Below are 18,314 nucleotides of genomic sequence, written 5' to 3' on the forward strand. Positions count from 1 at the left end.
TGCGGCTACTTTAAGCAGCCTTTAAATCTTTCGAGGACACGAGTTTGAGTACATACCAGTAGCCTGGAGGTTTAGGCACTGCATTTTTCTCGCGTAATAATTTGTGCAGTTTAGGTAACTGCCAATAGGGAATAGAAGCCAAAGCATGATGCTCGATGTGATAGTTCACACGGAATGGCGCAAATAAGGCGCGCGCAATTGGGCCGGCTTTGGTGCTGCGGGTATTCTTCAGCATATCGGGGCACTGCTCTGTCATGGCGTGCTCGGCTAGGGCTCGAATGCGAGTGAATAAAAGATAAGGGCTAAGATAGGCCACAAACCAAGCCAGATAGAGCTCTGGGTGATCAATAGCCCACAGCAAAATAAATAGAATCACATTGGCGACTAAGCTGGGCCAAGCTTCTCTTAAAAAGTTAATAAAATAGTCGAGATGGCTGCGGCCATTGCGTGGCAGTTTTTCGATGTCACTGGCAACGGTCCACTTTACATAGCCGGCGTTCATCAAATACACACCGATAAGATTTTTAAAGCCGGTAATACCAAAAAAATCTCGTGATAGCTTGCGAACTAGTGAGGCTCGGCTAGTAGGAAAACCACGTATCAAGGAATAATCAATATCGTCACTGGTGCCGGTTTTTGCGTGGTGTACAAAGTGATGCTTACGGTATTTTTCGACATCTAAGAAGATGATGTGTCCGCACAGCCAGTTTGAGAGATTGTCGTTGAGCCAAACATTTTCAAAGAGTGCGCGATGGGAAGCTTCGTGCATTAAAATGGCCAAGCCTAATTGGCGGCCACCTAAGATAGCTAAGGCCACAATAATTGTTGCTACAGCAAGCCACGGTACTTGAGTTTGCGCCCAGACAATCATACCAAAGGCAATCGCAATGGCGCCCCAGCAAGAGGCAATCGACCAAAGACCCATCCAATTAGAGCGACGGTGCAAATCTTTAATGGTTTGCTCGCCTAGCAGCTCGGTGAGCTTGCGCCTTGCGCTTTGTCGCTGCAGGCCCTCAGCGAAAAGATCTTGTTCAGACATAATCAACTCGTATTGTTTTTATGTACCAATTTAATTTAGCAATAGAATATTACCTGAAATGGCCATTTACAATAACAAATGTAATGATGGTCAAAAAATCATCATTTTGTTGATTCTGGGCTGTTAGTCTCCTCTCAGCCACTTCGAATGAGCACGCTTAGGCAAAGAGCCAAAACTTGAGGATCACAAATAGCAACATGCTTAGTACGGTGCTCAGCAAGGTGTTTTTGCTTAGCAGCATGATTAAAACAGCGGCGATGGCGCCCAGTAGATAGGGGTTTTGCCAATCAGTGACGAGCTCTCCCTGATGGCTTAATACCATCGGCGCAATTACGGCCGAAAGAACGGCCGGCGTGGCATAGCTCATAAGGCGGCGTAGCTTTGGCCCGAGCTCAATAGGCAATCTAGGTTCTAAAAACAGATAGCGACTGGCAAATACCAATAGCGCCATGGCCGCTAGCGTTAAGGCAATCACTGTAGATACTCCTGCGCCTGCTCAAATATAAAGCCTGCAAACATGCCGCTTAAAATGGCCAGCAGTAGCCCTGCCTGCCAGTCCATAACCGCAGCCAAAACAGCCACTGTGCTGGCCGTGGCGCAGCAGCAAGCAATGGCAAGAGAGCGGATCATGGGTACCAGCATGGCCGTGAAAGTTGCCACGACGGCGAACTCTAGGCCCAGCTCGGTAAGGTTTGGAATGGCACTGCCCGCTAAAATACCCAGAAGTGTCGCTAGGTTCCAGGCGATGTAAAAGCTTAAACCAGCACCTAGTGCATACCATTTATTGAGTGGCTTGCCGTCATTGCTAGGGGTGTGGACGAATAATTCATCGGTTAGTAGAAAGCCCAAACCATAGCGCCAGCGGGCAGGCAGAGGGCTGATCTTATCGCGCAGAGCCATGCTATAGAGTAGGTGGCGGCTGGTAATTAGGGCGGTGGTTAACATAATCGCCACGAAGCCGGCCTGAGCTTGCAGTAAACCCAGTGCCACCAGTTGCGAGGTGCCAGCAAAGACAAACAGTGATAGCGATTGGGCTTCTAGCGGGCTTAAGCCAACCTCCAAAGCATAAGCACCCACCAAAAAACCCCAAGGGGCTACCGCAATACTAAGCGGAGTCATGGCAATGGTACCCAGCCAAAGTTCTTTGCTTGGCGGCTTGCTGTTAGAATCGACGGTGTGGGACATAAAACTACTCGCTGAGCGGCGGGGCTTAAAATATAAGGCCTGATCAATAATTCAAAACAGCTTAATGAGAGCGCATTGTGCTGTTTTGTAGATTGTTGCGTATTTGTTTGGCAAAGCGACCGGGCGTCACTCCCATGGCGGCTTTAAAGTGCCGATGAAAGTGGCTTTGATCATGAAACCCTGCACCATGGGCGGCATTAGATAGACTGTGGCCATGGCGAATCAACTGCTTAGCTTTACGCAAGCGGGCTTGGATTTGATAAGCGTGTGGGGAGAGCTCAAAGTGCTTTTGAAATTGGCGGATAAAGTGGTACTGGCTAATCCCGGCCAACTTGGCCAGCTCTTCTAAACTGATATCCGACTCGGGTATATCATCAAGTAACTGCTTGGCCCTTAATAATTGCGGTTTGGCATCGCGGCTGATAAGTGCTGTGCCCCTAGCCATGCTGTGGCGTTGCACTAACTGTTGTAGGCAACTAAGTAGTAGGCTTTCGCGCAGCAGGCGATTATTGGAGTGCTCTAGAACACTGAAGCTGTGCCTAAGCATACCGGCCATCTGTGGGTCTTCCACTACGGCATTGGGAAAATAAGGCGCGCCATCAGGGCAAATGCCTGTATCGCTATCTCCATTCTTACCCCTATTAAAAAACTGTTCGGGAGTAGGGTAGATAGCTCGATAAGACCAGCCGCCTTGGCTGGCAGCGCAGCCGGTGTGAACCTGGTCGGCATTCACCAGAATAATGCTGTATTGGGGGGCAATATGATTATCACCGGTGCGATAAAATTGCTGGGCGCCGCTTTCAATGACCCCGACTGTATAGCCTTCGTGGGTGTGCTTACTAAAGTTCTGCTGTTGATAGCTGGCTTTTAATAGCTCTAACCCGCCCAGCTCCTGGGCGTGGTGATAGGTGGCCTGTTCAAGGGCTTTGTCTTTAGTTGCACGGCTCATCTGGCCAGTCTAACACAGCGGATTAGGCGGTTTTTGTACATTATTGCGCTATCCTTATGATTCCTAAGGCCTTCTTAGTTTCAACTTAGGGGCCAAGGCGCTATAATGCCGACGCTTTGTAGGCTGTCAGTGGATAGCCGTATAGATTTGGCCGAGAAGGTCGAACAGCTGCAATAGCCGTAGCCAATGGATTGTGCCCGCCTGATAGCAAATGTGCACAGTCAAGCTGCCCGGTAAATCCGGAGCAACCAAAGAGGACAAAACCGTGAGTCACGCGAAAAAAGTAATTAGCCTGTTTTCCATGGCGGCCGCTGCCGCTGTAGTTTCTGCTGCGGTCTTCGCTGCAGATGATTCTGTTAAAGCGCGTATTGCGCCAATCGGCGACGTTTGTATGTCCGGTGAAGCATGTGCCGCCGCTCCTGCTGCCCCGGTAGCTGCAGGTCCTCGTTCTGGCGCTGATGTATACAACGCAAGCTGCATGGCCTGTCATACCACTGGCGCATCAGGTGCTCCTAAGTTGGGTGATGCTGCAGCTTGGGCGCCGCGTATTTCTAAAGGTATGGATGTGCTGTACGGTAGCGCAATCAACGGCCTAAACGGCATCATGCCACCAAAGGGTATGTGCATGGATTGCTCTGACGACGAGCTAAAAGCCGCCGTTGACCACATGCTAGAAAATAGTAAGTAACTACTATTTTCGCCCCTTGTTTTACTGAGGGGATAAGGGAGTTTTAAAAAGTTCCCTTATATAAAAGCCAAAAAAGCCGCTCTTATGCGGCTTTTTTTATGTTTAACAAGTGCTTAGCTTTAAAAACTATTTTTCACTTTAAGTGTAAAGATTAGGCGCCATGTAAACTGATTCTTTCTTATTCTTAATACTAAAGTTCTTAGGCCAAAACGGTTGTTAAATCGATGCCATTTGTCGCGGAAAATCATGCAAAGCCATTAAGAAATGAGTATGCTTATTCTCAGACCTTGGGCTCCACTAGAGGTGACAAAGAGAAGAACAAAACCAAACAGCGCACGGTGACTCAAGGCCGAGCAGGGTATGTCCCAAGCCAACAGTTGCGCTATCGTTTAGATTCTAGGTTGTTTGCTTTTGTAACTCTTACACCGTGGGGCTCAGGGCCACCAAATTCTTTTTGGCTTTGCTGCCAAACTAAAAAAGGCCTCAATTGATGAGGCCTTTTTTATTGCGAGTCCGTTATTTTATCAAATTACTCGGCAGCTTTTACTGTTAGCACATCCCCTGTGGCTGAAATGCTAACAATAATACTCTTATTATTTTCTGGGTTATCGACTTTGACTTGATGCTTGCCGGAATCACTTGGTAAAACAGTGATGTTCTCGCTGCTAATTGTACGCCAGCTCGCATCGAGCTTTCCGACATTGTAACCCAAATCTTTTAAGCTCAACTTTTTGGTCATGCTTAGTGCAATGGCTTGTGCTTGGCCGGCATTGATAAAACCGTGATCGGCGTGTGCCGCTAACCATTGGCTGTTAAAACTTAAGATGGTTAATAACATGGCCGTCATTATTTTTTTCATGGTCGTTCCTTTTGTAGGTTTAGTTTGTTAGATATTTGTCTCTAAAATGAAAATTAGTGTGTTGGGCTTAGGGTTTGTTAGCAAGACTGTATTGGCCTTTAAGTTGTAACAATATTTCTATGTCATCAGAGCTGCTGTTTTTAAAATACCAACCATGTGTTCCTGTGAATGGTGCAGTAAAGCTGCCTTTCATTTCAGCTAAAGTGGCGATGGCGTAGCTTTCAAAATATCCCGAGGTATCTCCTTCTGGCTCACCGTGTAAATCGAAGTAAAGCGCATCGCCTACGCTCAACCATTCGTACTCGACTTTTTGGAATTGATTCATAAATAATTTGTATTCAATACCTTTACCTGCGGGCACTATGATTTCAATGGTGTCCTCGCGAAGCTCGCCATTGCTTACGCTGTATTGCACTTCGTTTTCTTCTTCAGCTTCGGCGATAGCGGTTAGGCCGAGAGCCTTTCCTATACCAGTTGGGTCTGAGTTAAATTCAGCTGGCATGACGGTAGTAACGAAGACGATAGCGGCCAGAAGCAATGCAATCAGAGTTGCTTTGATGAGTGCTGGCCCGGATAAATTTTGTTCCATGGTAAATTCCTACTTTAAGACTGGAAGTACAAACTGAGTTGCAAGGCCATTAGTAAAAAGCCGGAACCCATCAATAAGGTGTTACTTACGGTTGCGAAGCGCATAAAGCTGCTATGGCGACGCCAAGCACTAATCGCAATTAGAATCATCGCTAATGCGGCAAACTGACCCAGCTCTACACCCACATTAAAAGCAATTAAATTGCTGAGTAGCCCATCTTGGGGTAATTGAAACTCCTGCAGCTTGGTGGCTAGGCCAAAGCCGTGAAATAAACCAAATATAAATACCACCAGTTTGCTATTGGGGCTTTTGCCTAAAAGTTTTCGAAAACCACCGAGGTTATCAAAGCCTTTATAGACGATGGATAAGGCGATGACAGCATCGATAAGATAGGCATTTAGCTGCACTTCCATTAGCACGCCTAACAGTAGTGTCGTGCTATGCCCTAAGGTAAATAAGCTGACGTAGATTAAAATATCTCGGGTGCGGAATAAAAAGAATATGACCCCACATAAAAACAGCAAATGATCATAGCCAGTGATCATGTGCTTGGCGCCAATATACATAAAGGGTATGAAGTTAGCACCCGTGTTGCTTTGCAGAAACAAACGGGTTTGCTCGTCCACTCCGTGAGCAATGGCAAGGCCGCTGAATAATATTGTCATGGCTAAAAACAATATTCTGCCAAAAAGCCGATCGTTAATCGGTTTTTTTCTTGTTGTGAATTGTTCTTTGTCTATCACATGATTACCTGTTTGGCTGGGGTGAATTTATAAAACGAAAAACAGGGCGCTTTCGCTTAGATGATGCACGCTATCGATAGAGAGTATCATCATGATGGCGATAGCCAGCATCGGAAACAACAGGACGTTAAGCCATCGAGATGTTTTTCTTTCCGTGCTTAGGGCTTCTACTCTTGCTTTGATAAAACTATCACTAAAAGCACAAGTTGCAATTGCTTTAGCGTTTGCTTGGCTTTGTAATTGCTGCAAGCGAGCGACTTTGATTAACGTGCTGGCAATATCGAAGCGATTACAGCCTGCAGATTGGCTGGCTAAATCAGCTCGCTCTTCCATGGCGAGTAAATAGAGCCTGAGTAAATTTTGGCGAAAGGGGTAGAAGTAAAGTTGAATAAGCGCTTTAAAAGCAAACAGCTTTGCTGGGTCTCGAAACTGACAGTGTGCTTGCTCGTGGCTTGTTACAATGTGAAGCTCTTCTTTTGAAAGTAATTGCTTTAGTTTGGGGCTTATATAATAACTGTCTTTAGCCAATCCAAAGCTAAAAGCGAGAGGCTGGGGCGAGGCCGTATGAGTCGTTTCCAATTGAGGGCTATGCTCATTCCTCTCATTGTATTCATCCTTCTTACACAACAGTGCAAATTGTTTTTGAGCTTTTTGCCAGCGTCGTAATTTGATAACAATAAAAGCAATCAATAAAACCCCAAACAGGAATCCGCTAATACTGTGCCCGCTAAATTGCTCTGGGACATGATGCCAGTGCAGATAGCGGTTAGATAACTGGGGCTTATTGGCCAAGACCCAAACCGCAGCCGTGCTAAGAGCGGCAATAAGTAATGGTGTGCTAGCAAGCAGCCCTAGGAATTTTAAGCGCAATTTAGCCTGACATTGATTAAAGGCTTTTTGCACAAGCTCTAATGATAGAAGGCTGGCGAGAACATTAAATACAATAAGACTTGCTAGCAAGGCTAGTAAAAACACACCGCTAAAGTGAGACAAGCTTAATAGTGTGTTCGCCATAGTATTTTAACGCCCTTCTAATGCCTGGCGGCGTTCTTGAATCATAGCTTCAAGCTCATCCAGTTGTTTTGCATCTAATTCTTCAGACATAGATGCAAAGGCCGCAATAAGGCCGCTTTGCTGATGCTCGGCAAATTCCTCGGTAGCCTGATTGATCATTTTAGCGATCATCTGACGGCGCTCGATGCGCGGCGAGTAATACCAAGCATGCCCCTCTTTTGTACGGCTTAGCAGCTCTTTTTTAAACAGGCGATCCAAGGTGCTCTGAATAGTATTGAGCGAACCGTCCCGGCTTTTGCTCAGAATGGCATACACCTCTTTGGCCGAGGCGGGCGCCTGTTGCCAGAGTGTATGTAAAACTTGTTTTTCTAAATCGCCTAGTTGCATCTTCAATTGCTATAACTTGAATGGTGAGGCGATTCTGGCAGATTAAAAACCGATAGGCAATCGGTTTTTAATTTCGCTAAGATAAAGTGACAGGGTTAGATAATGAAATTATAGGTCGGCAAGTAGGCTATCGAGGGTCATGCGGCCTTTTTGTTCGTTGCGAACCGGGCAATGATCGCCAAAGCCTTCTGTTTCAATCTCTTCTTCAGGTAGCTCTTCAAGAAAGCGTGAGTTACTGGTATCGATGATTTCACCATACTGCTTGCGCTTGGCAGCCATGGTGATGCTGAGGGTTTTTTGGGCGCGGGTAATGCCCACATAGCAAAGTCGGCGCTCTTCCTCGACATTGTCTTCTTCAATACTGGTGCGGTGTGGCAAAATGTCCTCTTCAAAGCCCAGCATAAAGACATGGGGGAACTCTAGGCCTTTAGAGGCGTGCAGGGTCATCATCTGCACCTGGTCCATCTCTTCCTCCTCCTCGTTGCGCTCTAGCATATCGCGCAAAATCAATTTATTGAGCGCGGCTTCCAGGCCGATGTCCTGCTCATTGAGATCGTCTTCGGTTTGCTGGCGTTCCAGTAAATTGCGAATGGAATCGATCAGATACCAAACATTCTCCATGCGCTTTTCGGCAACTTTGGGGCTACTGGCGTTTTGAACGAGCCAGCCTTCATAGTCGATATCATTGACCATTTCCCTGAGGGCGTTAATCGGGTTAGCGTTCTCACATTGCTCAGAGATATGTAAAACCCATTCGCGAAAACGAAGTAATCTTGCCAGGGTCTGCTTAGGGATTTCACGGGCTAGGCCCATTTCATCAACCGCGGCGAATAAGCTGATATGGCGTTCGCTGGCATAACGCCCCAAAGCCTCTAGGGTGCTTGTGCCTATCTGTCGGCGAGGGGTGTTCACAATACGCAAGAAGGCATTGTCGTCATCCGGATTCACGATCAACTTCAAATAGGCCATGATGTCTTTAATTTCGGTGCGTGAGAAAAAAGAGGTGCCGCCCGACATGGAATAGGGTATTTGGTGCTGCTGCAGTTTGATTTCCATTAGGCGAGCCTGATGGTTACCACGATAGAGTATGGCAAAATCTTTGTATTGAATCTGCCGCTGCAAGCGCTGGGTAATAATTTCATTGGCGACCCGCTCGCACTCAAGGTCTTCATTACCACAGCGGATAATTCGAATGGGCTCGCCATAGGATTTATCGCTCCACAAAGCCTTATCGAAATCATGGGGGTTGTGGGCAATTAGATGGTTCGCAGTTTTTAGAATGCGTTGAGTAGAGCGATAGTTTTGCTCCAACTTAATTAAGTGCAAATTAGGATAATCTTTTTGCAGCATGCTCATGTTTTCTGGGCGCGCACCACGCCAGGCATAAATCGACTGGTCGTCATCACCTACTACTGTGAGCTTGCCGCGATCGCCGACTAATTGTTTTACCAATAGGTACTGGCTGGAGTTGGTATCTTGATATTCATCCACCAATAAGTAGCGTATTTTCTTTTGCCAGCGTTGCAGTATGTCGGGCTCATTGTGAAACAACTGCACCGGGATCAGAATTAGATCATCAAAATCCAGCGCGTTATAGGCTTTCAATGCTTGGGTGTAGCGCTCATAAACATAGGCGATAAATTCTTCGCCTTTGCTTTGGGCTTTGCTCTTGGCGTGAGCAGGGATAACTAAATCGTTCTTCCAGTTAGAAATCTGGTTTTGCACCATATCCAAATGGTCGCTATCAATATCGCCCTCTTTGAGCATTAGGTCCTTTAGCAGGGTGCGGGAATCTTCAGCATCAAAAATAGAAAAGCCCGGCTTATAACCCAAGGTTTTGCATTCTTGGCGAATAATATTCAGGCCTAGGTTATGGAAGGTCGATACGGTTAGGCCCCGGCCAGCTCCTTTGGGCAGCAAGCTGCTCACCCGCTCTTTCATCTCCCGGGCCGCCTTATTGGTAAAGGTCAGGGCCGCAATATTGCGGGCCGCCAGGCCACATTCCTCAACCAAATAGGCAATCTTGCGGGTAATTACACTGGTTTTACCACTGCCGGCGCCGGCCAGTACCAAGGTGGGGCCATCGATATAGAGCACCGCCTCTTTCTGGCGTGGATTAAGGTGTTGAATAAGATGGGACACGAGTGAATCAAGCTGTTGTGTATGGCCGCCTATTGTAGCGATGAGATGGGCAATTGTCAGAGGAATTTACTGACTATCTCGATCGAGGCCTCGATAGCTCAAAGCTTCACTTATATGGTTGGCCTCCAATGTTTGGGCATCACTCAAATCGGCAATGCTCAAGGCCAGTTTTAAGATACGGTGGTAAGCTCGCGCCGAAAACTTCAGTTGGCTCATGGCTTTTGCGAGTAATTCAAGGCTTGCGGCGCTGGCGACTAGCTTGTTGGCCAAAATTTCATCCAGCTCGGTATTGCTTAGGTTGGCGTTGAGTTTTTGCTGTCTGAGTAGCTGCCTCTTTTGGGCGGCTATTACCCGCTCGCGGATTAACTGGCTACTGTCGCCAATCGGCGCGTTTTGCAGTTCATCACTATTAATAGTCTGCATGGGGATGTGTAGGTCGATGCGATCCAATAGTGGGCCAGAGAGTCGCAAACGATAGCGCTGCACTTGTTCTGGGCTGCAGCGACAGGCGCGTTGGCGACTGCCGAAGTAACCGCAGGGGCATGGGTTCATGGCTGAGATCAATTGACTAAATTCAAGTAAAGTATGAATAACATATCGAAATAATTTGTAAACTATATTTATATCTACATGTAGTACTTGGGCTGGTTAAATTGCCCTATATATAGATTTTCTTGAGTTTGTTCTGTTTGAATTTTGAACAGTTTTTTGTGTTAATTTGTGGCTAATTGAGACTTGGTTTGATTATTCTGATTGTTGGTCGATAGTTAATTGAGTTAAAGTGTCTAAAAAAGTGTCTAGTAAAATGTCTAAATTGCAAGGTGAGTCAAATGTCAGGGAGATTTGAGACGGCTCCGTTAGTGTATGTAACTGCTAAGCTGTCTTTGAGTCCGTTAAATTTAACCCAAGATCAATTAGCGCAAATACAACAGGGCCTGCTTGGGTTGGAATTAGTCCACTTTGAAAAAAGTGTAGCAACGCAAATAGATATCAATGGAGAGACGGGCATTGTTGAAGCTGAGGTGAAGAAGAGCTCGTATGTTCGTCACGCCTTTATGAGTAGAGATAAGTCTCGAGCATTGATATTGGATCAAAATAGCTTTGAGTATAGGGTAACTAAGTACACCAAATATCGCGAATTTATTGAGGAATTCCTGAGGTGTATTGAAGTGGTTAGTAAGCTCGTTGAGATTAGCGGCATGAGGTCGCTGAAGGAGTGTCAGCTCAGCTATGTCGATGTTGTGGTTCCTATTGGTGATAGGTCTCTTAAAGATTATTTTAAGTCTCCAGATGCCATATTGCCTTTGGCGCACGTTGAAAATAGCTCAGATGAGCTTCAGTTTGGCCAGAATCAAGCCATAAGGTTGGTCGATCTACAAACAAGGGTTAATATCATGGTGGAGCAGCTACCTGCTAATCATGGTGTCAATAAATTTATGCCTGAGCAGATGGGCGAAGATGATGACGCATTTGTTATGCCTCTCACTATTTTGCCTCATGTTAGGGAGTATAAATCTGAACGCGGCCATTATGCGCTATTGCTAACACAGGCGGCAGCTTTGTTGAGTGGCGAGCTTGTTGGTGATCACGATATTAAAGAGTGTTTCCGTAAGTTGCATGTTCATGTGAAGGATAGCTTTGAAGCGGCTATAAATAGGGATGTTTGCGATGAAGATTGGAGGTATGTAGCGGAGTGAGTACCGTACTTAAAAGAACTACAGCTAACGGTTGGGGCCCTTTTATGGGGGCAATACCAGGCCATGATGCGGGCTTATATAATGCTCGGGCGCTTGCCTCGGGTGATGGGGCGCCAGTCCCAAGTACTCGGGCGCCCACCCCAAAAACTTGGGGGGGCACCTTTTCTGATGATGATTCGGTGGATTCTTTTCTCAGAGAGTTTGAAGCGGTAGTAAAGTCTTTTTCTGGTGTACTTAAGGTTTCGGTTTCGCAGGATGAGCTTGAGTATAGCCTTCCTAAAAAGCGCCACAGTGTGGTCGAGGTAAAAGAGCAGCAGTTGGTTGATGTTGCGGAGATGGTTGAGGTGGTAAGGCGAGTTTTTGGTCTTACTGCGGCCCAAGTAGCTAAGCTGGTTGGAGTATCTAGGCCTACGCTTTATAACCACATGTCTAATAGCTGTGACCTATCCGAGAAGGTGGGGCATTATAAGGATTTATATGAAATGGCGCTGGCCGTTGAGCGTCACTGCGCAGGTCCTATTTCTGCTGGACTGAAGAATGTTTTAGTGGATGGGCAGACGTTATTGTCGTTTTTGAAAGCAGGTGGTTACACAGAGAAAGAGCTTCTCGAGTTTGTTTCTTTTGTTGATAAAAGGCTCAGGGAGAGGGGGAATGGTGGTTCGGTACCATCTGTGTATCAGCAAAAGGAAAAATTGCTGGGGGGGCCTGCATAGCTCGTTAGCTGGCAGATTAAGGTAGATGTCGTCTGAGTTGTTGAGTAATGGAGTATCTCAAGGGGCTATTTTGACTTTAAAGGATCAAAATTGCTCTATAAAAGAAAGCATTCGGGAGAATAGGGCGGACCCTAGTAAAAGGGCTAAGCCGTTTAAGCCTACAGACAAACTAGTCATATTAAGTCAAGATTGTGATATTAACGGTCAGGAATCCACGGTAGAGGTTGCGGTTTTATCTATACCGAAAGGAGGGGATAGAACTAGTAGCCGCATTTCAAAAGTTAGAGACGTAAAAAAGCTAAGAATCAAGCATGGGGATGATCATTATGTATTGCATGTCTCATTAATTGGGGTTCTCTCGAAAGTTGAGCTATTAGAGTGTCTAGACAAGTTTCATATTGAGCATCTAGATGAAGAGAATCTTTCAATACTTAAAAAGTGGCGTGTAAATAGGTACAGCAGGGCGGCGCTGCCTCATAAGTTTAATACCGACTTTATCCAAGCAAGGCTAGCCCCTGAAGATTCAGGGTTGCGACAAACACTAGAGGCGAATCATAAGCACGTTTTGGGTTTGTATGCGTACGTGTTCCCGTTAGATGAAGATGCTCCTAGATACTATGTTTCGGTCTCTATAGTTTTGTCTCTTAAGGCTAAGGAGGAAACTGGTGTTTCGGCATTTCATGATGCTTTGATGGGGGTTTTAAAGCAGGTGCACAAGGAAAGTGATCATTTGCATATGCTGCAGGTTGAAGATGTTGAATTTGGTCAGTCTAGGTTGCCTACTAGAGATTTGGTCGTTCCCCCTGAGGATTTTACCGCTGAGGATCAAATTCTCATGTCAGAGTTGACGCTTGACTACATGTGTTGGCCAGATGCTGATTGAAGCCTAACTAAGAGTTCACGCCGGACTTTCGGTCTTTCCTGCTTTGCTTGCGAAGTAGTTTTCTTTTTTTGATGTGTATATTTTCTTAACGAGTCGATTTCCACTCTGGAAATAATAGGACTGGCAGTCCGTTTTTTACTACTGAGGCATAGCACAACACTATTTTAGAGTAATTCCGATTGCGTCAATGGTGTTCATTTTTGTTTTTAGTGAGTGCACATAGTCTTAGTCATAATTCTTGCTATTCGTGAATGCTTTAGGTGTTTGTATGGGTTAGCCTTATATGGAAAGAGATAATAGTGGATAAGCAAATATGATAACACTGTTGTTGATTTTCTATGGCGCTGCCCCCAGAAGCAGCCGGCTAATAATATTAGTGTAAACCATAGGATAATGGACTCTATGTCTAACTAGGGCCAGATTTTTAGCGGAGAGTACAAAAAAAGTGAATATTCTGACAAATGAAAACCCAACTTGGTAAGTTCGAATTGGCATGCTGATAAATATTTAATTGTATGGTATTGCTCTAAACTCGTCAGGTTGTATGGTGTCAGTTGAATTTGAAAAATGTTGTTTTAAGCAGAGTACATCGGAGGCGTTATGAAAGCTGAAAAGTTTAATCTGGCTACGCCTGCAATTTATTCGATATTAGAGAAAAGCGTAAAAAACATTTAAGGTGTAAAAAATTCACTTAATGTGCGGGGCTTAGCGCCATCAGGAGTCTCCGTATTGTGGAAAATTTTGTCGTTATAGTCATTGCATTGCGTGGCGAGAAGATTGACATTGAAGAGTGTTAGATGTCTTATGATTGACCTAGTCTTTTTATACAGTTAAAAAGGATGGTCAAATGAAATTTATATTATCGGTTATTTTCATGCTTACCTTGGTGGCGTGTAGTCATGCCCCTACAAAAGAGTCAAAGTCATCTCCTAGGACAATAGCCTTGTTGTCAGATCAATGTTTAATGACGCGGAATTTGGCTAAACAGCAGGCTGGCTTAGGTGTGGCCTCTGTAGTGCTCCCCTATATTCTTGACTATGGGATCTCATATGTGGCGAAGAAGTTAAGCGAGGTAAAGAAGGTGGAGAGTGCATCGGAATTCTATGCTCCACTATACGCCTCTAATGAAGGCGGTTATCCAGAATTTGATCCGAGATTCAAGTGTGTAACAGTTGTTACAGCGAATACTGACTTTAGCCCTGATGGATACTTTTCGCTACCAAAGAACCAAAAGGTTACTGTTGCTAGAAGCCCGGCACAAATAAGAAATAATGTTGACACCAGAGAGTTGGCGCATAAGATTTTGATTGATGCCAAAATTATTAAGTCTGAAAGAGATTTTTACTCTGTGTATGAGTTTGAGTTGGTGAATGCTCAGGATGATAGCGCATTTAGAGTTAAAGATCGATATTTGCTTGTGGATAAGCTTTTAACTGGAAAAAATAAATCAAATGTAGTCTATACGCTCACAGTAAGTGGGCCGGGAGTTTCAGAGAACGGAGTTACTTTGTCAAGTCTTGTGCTTAATTTGGGGGGGGTTGAAAAAGGTACTAGAAAGGAATACGAGGATATCTCAACTAACTTGTCCGGTTTGTACAAAACTATTGGTATTAGCCCTGAGTCGTGGATGTATTACATTCAAAATATAGCTGGTAAGAATCATACCGGATATACTGGCCTAATGGATTCTAGGGTGGCGATTAGCATGGTTCAAATAAATAAGCCTAGTGAAGCGGCAAAATTTGTGGCTAATTTTCTAGAAAATAATAAATCAAAAATATCAAAAGCGATAACTGCTAAGGCATTTCCTGAGGATAATACAACTAAAATTTTAGAGTCAACGATTGCAGCGCAAAGCGCAAAAATTGAGTTTGATTCTGCAAATAAGGGCACGACTCAGTGCCGATTGGCCAAAAATAAAATTGACTTAGCTTGTTCATCTTTAACGACGTTAGGTGGTGACAAGGATGTGAATATCTGCATGAATAGAAGTTCTTTGAGTTGTGAGTGATGAAAAAATTTATTCTATTTTTGTTGATTGTTTTATGTCGAGGGTGTCGTGGAGAGGTCGGTCACATTGTCGAAGATTCGAGGAAAATATACGGAATAAAAGGTGAGAATCATGAGGGTTACAAGTTTATTTTCTCAAATAAATCCTCTGAGTCAATAAAGGGTTTTTTTCGTGATAAATGGCTAAGAAGGCAAATAGAGCCAATTAGTGTGTGTTTTATGGAGAAAGGAAACAACTCGTTAAAAAACTTTATTCGAAAAGTAGCTAGGCTTTGGGAAATAGAAGGCACATCAATTAATTTCACTTTTAAAGGTAATGATTTCATCTGCTCGAAGAAAATAAGTGAGTTAGATGATATTAGGATTTCATTTTCAAAAAACGAATTGTACTCGAAGATAGGTCTGGATTCAGAAAACTCTAGCCCTATTGATGAAACGATGATTCTTGGTCGCCTAGTCGGCCGGAATCTAGATTCCGAAACTCGGCGCTGGATTTTACATGAATTTGGTCACGCGCTTGGGTTTTATCATGAACACCAGTCTCCAGGGTTAAACTGTGAAAAACAATTAGAGATGGAAAAATTGTCAGTATATGTGAGGAAAAAGTATGGCTGGGATGATGAGGACTTAAAAAAGGAAGTGTCAGTGTTAAGTGGTAGTCTATTGGGAATGAAAGTGGTAAATAAAAACATAGATAGTGTGATGTCTTATACTTTTCCAAAGAGGTTTTACAAAGTCCCTTTAGGTGATTGCTATGCTGATGTTGCTTATGATCTAACAGAGAGCGATGTTAACACGGCAAAACTTCTCTTTGCCTTGCCGGTGGTAGATAGTTTTGAAATCAAGAAACAAGTAGAAGTTGGCGCTGGCGCGCGGAAGAGTCAAAGGGGTGAATTGATGCGAGAGCTTGATAAGTTGGGGGTAGACGAAAATGTCAAGGCCCAAGTTTTAAGTATAGCTGGATACTAATTGGAAGTGTTGTAAAATCTAATAGCATAATTTATGACGACATATGAGTCCTAATAAATAATAGCCTGTAAGTAAATTTCTGTAGCTAGAATATCTGAATTGTGAGGAGTTATTGGGCTAGGACGAAAATTGACTGTTCGCTGCCCCAATTTCCAGATTGATTTAGTTCATTTTGTCGAAACCTCGGGTTGGCCGTGTAAACCAATTGATAAAAGATTCATTGACAATAAAGAGCCTGTGTGCTCGCCAATTTACGGACTGTGGTGCTAAAGATTGCGGAGGGTTGGTTTTCTAGAACGCAATAGGAGCGGTCTGGTAGTTGATCTGATGGTTAATTAGTCTCATAGAGTGGGCGCCTTCCAGAGGAATTTACTGACTATCTCGATCGAGGCCTCGATAGCTCAAGGCTTCACTTATATGGTTGGCCTCCAATGTTTGGGCATCACTCAAATCGGCAATGCTCAAGGCCAGTTTTAAGATACGGTGGTAAGCTCGCGCCGAAAACTTCAGCTGGCTCATGGCTTTTGCGAGTAATTCAAGGCTTGCGGCGCTGGCGACTAGCTTGTTAGCCAAAATTTCATCCAGCTCGGTATTGCTTAGGTTGGCGTTGAGTTTTTGCTGTCTGAGTAGCTGCCTCTTTTGGGCGGCTATTACCCGCTCGCGGATTAACTGGCTACTGTCGCCAATCGGCGCGTTTTGCAGTTCATCACTATTAATAGTCTGCATAGGGATGTGCAGGTCGATGCGATCTAATAGTGGGCCAGAGAGCCGCAAACGATAGCGCTGCACTTGTTCTGGGCTGCAGCGACAGGCACGTTGGCGGCTGCCGAAGTAACCGCAGGGGCAGGGGTTCATGGCCGATATTAATTGAAATCTAGCTGGAAAAGTCGCCTGGGCCCTTGCTCTAGAGATGCAGATTTCGCCATTTTCTAGAGGTTCCCTTAAAACCTCCAGCACTGAACGGGGAAACTCGGGCAGTTCATCTAAAAACAGCACACCACCATGGGCTAGGCTGATCTCGCCCGGTTTCGGGTTCGCGCCGCCACCGACCAAAGCCGTGCTCGAGGCCGAGTGGTGAGGGTTGCGAAATGGGCGTTGACGCCACTTAGCAATATCAAAAGGTTTATGTATTGAATGAATAGCCGCAACTTGAATGGCTTCTTGTTCGGATAGTTCGGGCAAAATATCGCCCAGCCTTTGGGCGAGCATGGTTTTACCAGTGCCGGGCTCCCCAAAAAATAAGATGTTGTGACCACCGGCGGCGGCTATTTCCAAAGCTCTTTTGGCTTGGGCTTGGCCCCTAACATCTTGCATATCCAAGCCGCTGAGCTGCTGTCGCTCGCTCATCACGGCTGCAGGCTCAGGATCAAGTGGCTGATTACCGTTTAGGTGGGCGCAAACCTGTAGCAGGTTGTCGGCTGCTAGCACTTCAGTATTGGCGCTCAGCGCGGCCTCGGCTGCATTGGCCCTAGGCACGATGAGCTTACGTTGCTGTCCGCTGGCCGCCAGTGAGGCACTAAGGCTAGCGGGGACTGGCCTAAGCTCTCCAGATAAAGCAAGTTCACCAAGTAGCTCGCAATGTTGTAACTCGCCTTGGGGTATCTGCTTGGAGGCTGCCAATATCCCCAGTGCGATGGCTAAATCAAAGCGGCCACCATCTTTGGGCAGGTCGGCGGGCGCTAAATTCACGGTTATGCGGCGGGCGGGAAATTCGAAATGACTATTAAGAATGGCGCTACGTACACGATCTTTGCTTTCTTTCACCGCTGTTTCGGCTAATCCAACAATCGCGAGTTTGGGCAAACCACCGGAAATGTGGGTCTCTACCGTAACTAATGGCGCATCAATGCCCAGTCTGGCACGGCTATATACAACAGCTAATGACATATTTTGCTAATCCCTATTAAGCCCTTTCAAGTCCTAGGCCTCAGCAAGCCGGTGGCGGCTAAGTGCACATATTCTGTGGGGTAATGGGATTAGGCTAACAGCCGCTATAACTATGCAGTATCGGGCAAAAGCCGGAATAGGCCTTGTTGCGAATGGTGGTTATGAGTTGGTAGAGGACTTTTGAAGTTCTTCTAGTTGCTGCTGCATCTGAGCTAATTGTTGCTCTAGGGCATCAATTTTTTCTCGGCTGCGCTGTAGCACGATACTTTGTGCATCGAATTCATCACGCCCAACTAAGTTCAAGCGTTTTACCGCAGAGCTAATTATTTGCTGTAACTGGCTGTGAGGCGTAGGGCCGTTTTCCACAGCTTGGTGAATATCATTGGCGAGTTTTTGTGCGAAGTCTTGCAGCATGGAAGGGCAGTCCCGATAAAAAGTAGGGCGCTAGTGTAAACCATGTTGCAGGAAGATACATAAAAGCCTGTTTTGCACCAAGAGAGGGCTAAAAGCGGCGCACCAAGAGCGAGCGAAGCTCGATGCACTAAAAGAATTGCACCAGG

19 protein-coding genes are annotated in these 18,314 nt (G+C 45.4%); 6 read left to right on the top strand and 13 right to left on the bottom strand.

What is annotated here, in order from left to right; all coding sequences use genetic code 11:
- Positions 1-10 precede the first annotated feature (10 nt).
- The 4 genes from Q1A41_RS14505 to Q1A41_RS14520 form a co-directional block, all read right to left on the bottom strand.
- Positions 11-1,039 (bottom strand): fatty acid desaturase family protein, encoded by a 1,029-nt coding sequence (locus tag Q1A41_RS14505; protein ID WP_299980446.1) that lies wholly within the window; start codon positions 1,037-1,039, stop codon positions 11-13.
- A gap of 157 nt (positions 1,040-1,196) precedes the next feature.
- Entirely contained in the window at positions 1,197-1,514 is a 318-nt protein-coding gene (locus Q1A41_RS14510; RefSeq protein ID WP_299980448.1) for an AzlD domain-containing protein, read from the bottom strand.
- The gene (locus Q1A41_RS14515; protein ID WP_299980450.1) at positions 1,511-2,224 is read right to left on the bottom strand and encodes an AzlC family ABC transporter permease; all 714 of its coding nucleotides are present in this window, start codon (positions 2,222-2,224) and stop codon (positions 1,511-1,513) included. The genes Q1A41_RS14510 and Q1A41_RS14515 overlap by 4 nt, the downstream gene beginning before the upstream one ends.
- Before the next feature lie 61 nt (positions 2,225-2,285).
- Positions 2,286-3,173: an AraC family transcriptional regulator gene (locus Q1A41_RS14520; RefSeq protein WP_299980453.1), complete on the bottom strand. Its 888-nt coding sequence runs from the start codon at positions 3,171-3,173 to the stop codon at positions 2,286-2,288.
- Positions 3,174-3,474: 301 nt separating this feature from the next.
- Here Q1A41_RS14520 and Q1A41_RS14525 point away from each other — a divergent pair, with 301 nt between their 5' ends.
- Entirely contained in the window at positions 3,475-3,861 is a 387-nt protein-coding gene (locus tag Q1A41_RS14525; RefSeq protein WP_299771114.1) for a c-type cytochrome, read from the top strand.
- A 529-nt stretch (positions 3,862-4,390) separates the two neighbouring features.
- Here Q1A41_RS14525 and Q1A41_RS14530 read toward each other — a convergent pair.
- The 7 genes from Q1A41_RS14530 to Q1A41_RS14560 all read right to left on the bottom strand — a co-directional run bounded on the left by Q1A41_RS14530 (position 4,391) and on the right by Q1A41_RS14560 (position 10,159).
- Positions 4,391-4,720: a DUF6488 family protein gene (locus Q1A41_RS14530; RefSeq protein ID WP_299980455.1), complete on the bottom strand. Its 330-nt coding sequence runs from the start codon at positions 4,718-4,720 to the stop codon at positions 4,391-4,393.
- Between the two features lie 67 nt (positions 4,721-4,787).
- Positions 4,788-5,309 carry a hypothetical protein gene (locus tag Q1A41_RS14535; protein ID WP_299980457.1) on the bottom strand — a complete coding sequence of 174 codons (522 nt, stop codon included), beginning with the start codon at positions 5,307-5,309 and terminating at the stop codon, positions 4,788-4,790.
- A 14-nt stretch (positions 5,310-5,323) separates the two neighbouring features.
- Positions 5,324-5,974, bottom strand: a complete 651-nt coding sequence (locus Q1A41_RS14540; RefSeq protein ID WP_299980459.1) for a HupE/UreJ family protein — start codon at positions 5,972-5,974, stop codon at positions 5,324-5,326.
- A 105-nt stretch (positions 5,975-6,079) separates the two neighbouring features.
- A complete protein-coding gene (locus Q1A41_RS14545; protein ID WP_299980461.1) occupies positions 6,080-7,066 on the bottom strand; it encodes a M56 family metallopeptidase in 987 nt (328 codons plus the stop codon).
- 6 nt (positions 7,067-7,072) lie between these two features.
- On the bottom strand, positions 7,073-7,453 hold the full coding sequence (locus Q1A41_RS14550) for a BlaI/MecI/CopY family transcriptional regulator (protein ID WP_299980463.1): 381 nt from the start codon (positions 7,451-7,453) through the stop codon (positions 7,073-7,075).
- A gap of 108 nt (positions 7,454-7,561) precedes the next feature.
- A complete protein-coding gene (gene rep / locus Q1A41_RS14555) occupies positions 7,562-9,583 on the bottom strand; it encodes a DNA helicase Rep (RefSeq protein WP_299980696.1) in 2,022 nt (673 codons plus the stop codon).
- A 78-nt stretch (positions 9,584-9,661) separates the two neighbouring features.
- Positions 9,662-10,159, bottom strand: coding sequence for an ATP-binding protein (locus Q1A41_RS14560; RefSeq protein WP_299980465.1), 498 nt, complete (start codon positions 10,157-10,159; stop codon positions 9,662-9,664).
- Between the two features lie 266 nt (positions 10,160-10,425).
- Between Q1A41_RS14560 and Q1A41_RS14565 the strand changes: the two genes are divergently transcribed.
- The 5 genes from Q1A41_RS14565 (at position 10,426) to Q1A41_RS14585 (ending at position 15,867) form a co-directional block, all read left to right on the top strand.
- On the top strand, positions 10,426-11,292 hold the full coding sequence (locus tag Q1A41_RS14565) for a TIGR04255 family protein (protein WP_299980468.1): 867 nt from the start codon (positions 10,426-10,428) through the stop codon (positions 11,290-11,292).
- Between the two features lie 44 nt (positions 11,293-11,336).
- Complete coding sequence (locus Q1A41_RS14570) at positions 11,337-12,005, top strand: TetR/AcrR family transcriptional regulator (protein ID WP_299980470.1); 669 nt, start codon at positions 11,337-11,339, stop codon at positions 12,003-12,005.
- A gap of 70 nt (positions 12,006-12,075) precedes the next feature.
- Positions 12,076-12,888, top strand: coding sequence for a hypothetical protein (locus Q1A41_RS14575; protein WP_299980472.1), 813 nt, complete (start codon positions 12,076-12,078; stop codon positions 12,886-12,888).
- An 847-nt stretch (positions 12,889-13,735) separates the two neighbouring features.
- Positions 13,736-14,899 carry a hypothetical protein gene (locus tag Q1A41_RS14580; protein ID WP_299980474.1) on the top strand — a complete coding sequence of 388 codons (1,164 nt, stop codon included), beginning with the start codon at positions 13,736-13,738 and terminating at the stop codon, positions 14,897-14,899.
- The gene (locus Q1A41_RS14585) at positions 14,899-15,867 is read left to right on the top strand and encodes a hypothetical protein (RefSeq protein ID WP_299980476.1); all 969 of its coding nucleotides are present in this window, start codon (positions 14,899-14,901) and stop codon (positions 15,865-15,867) included. The genes Q1A41_RS14580 and Q1A41_RS14585 overlap by 1 nt, the downstream gene beginning before the upstream one ends.
- Positions 15,868-16,236: 369 nt before the next feature.
- Here Q1A41_RS14585 and Q1A41_RS14590 read toward each other — a convergent pair whose 3' ends face one another.
- A complete protein-coding gene (locus Q1A41_RS14590) occupies positions 16,237-17,754 on the bottom strand; it encodes a YifB family Mg chelatase-like AAA ATPase (protein ID WP_299980478.1) in 1,518 nt (505 codons plus the stop codon).
- A gap of 159 nt (positions 17,755-17,913) precedes the next feature.
- Entirely contained in the window at positions 17,914-18,168 is a 255-nt protein-coding gene (locus Q1A41_RS14595) for an accessory factor UbiK family protein (protein WP_299980479.1), read from the bottom strand.
- Positions 18,169-18,314: the final 146 nt, after the last annotated feature.

The organism is uncultured Pseudoteredinibacter sp., from assembly GCF_947502065.1.
Classification (GTDB): Bacteria; Pseudomonadota; Gammaproteobacteria; order Pseudomonadales; family Cellvibrionaceae; genus Pseudoteredinibacter.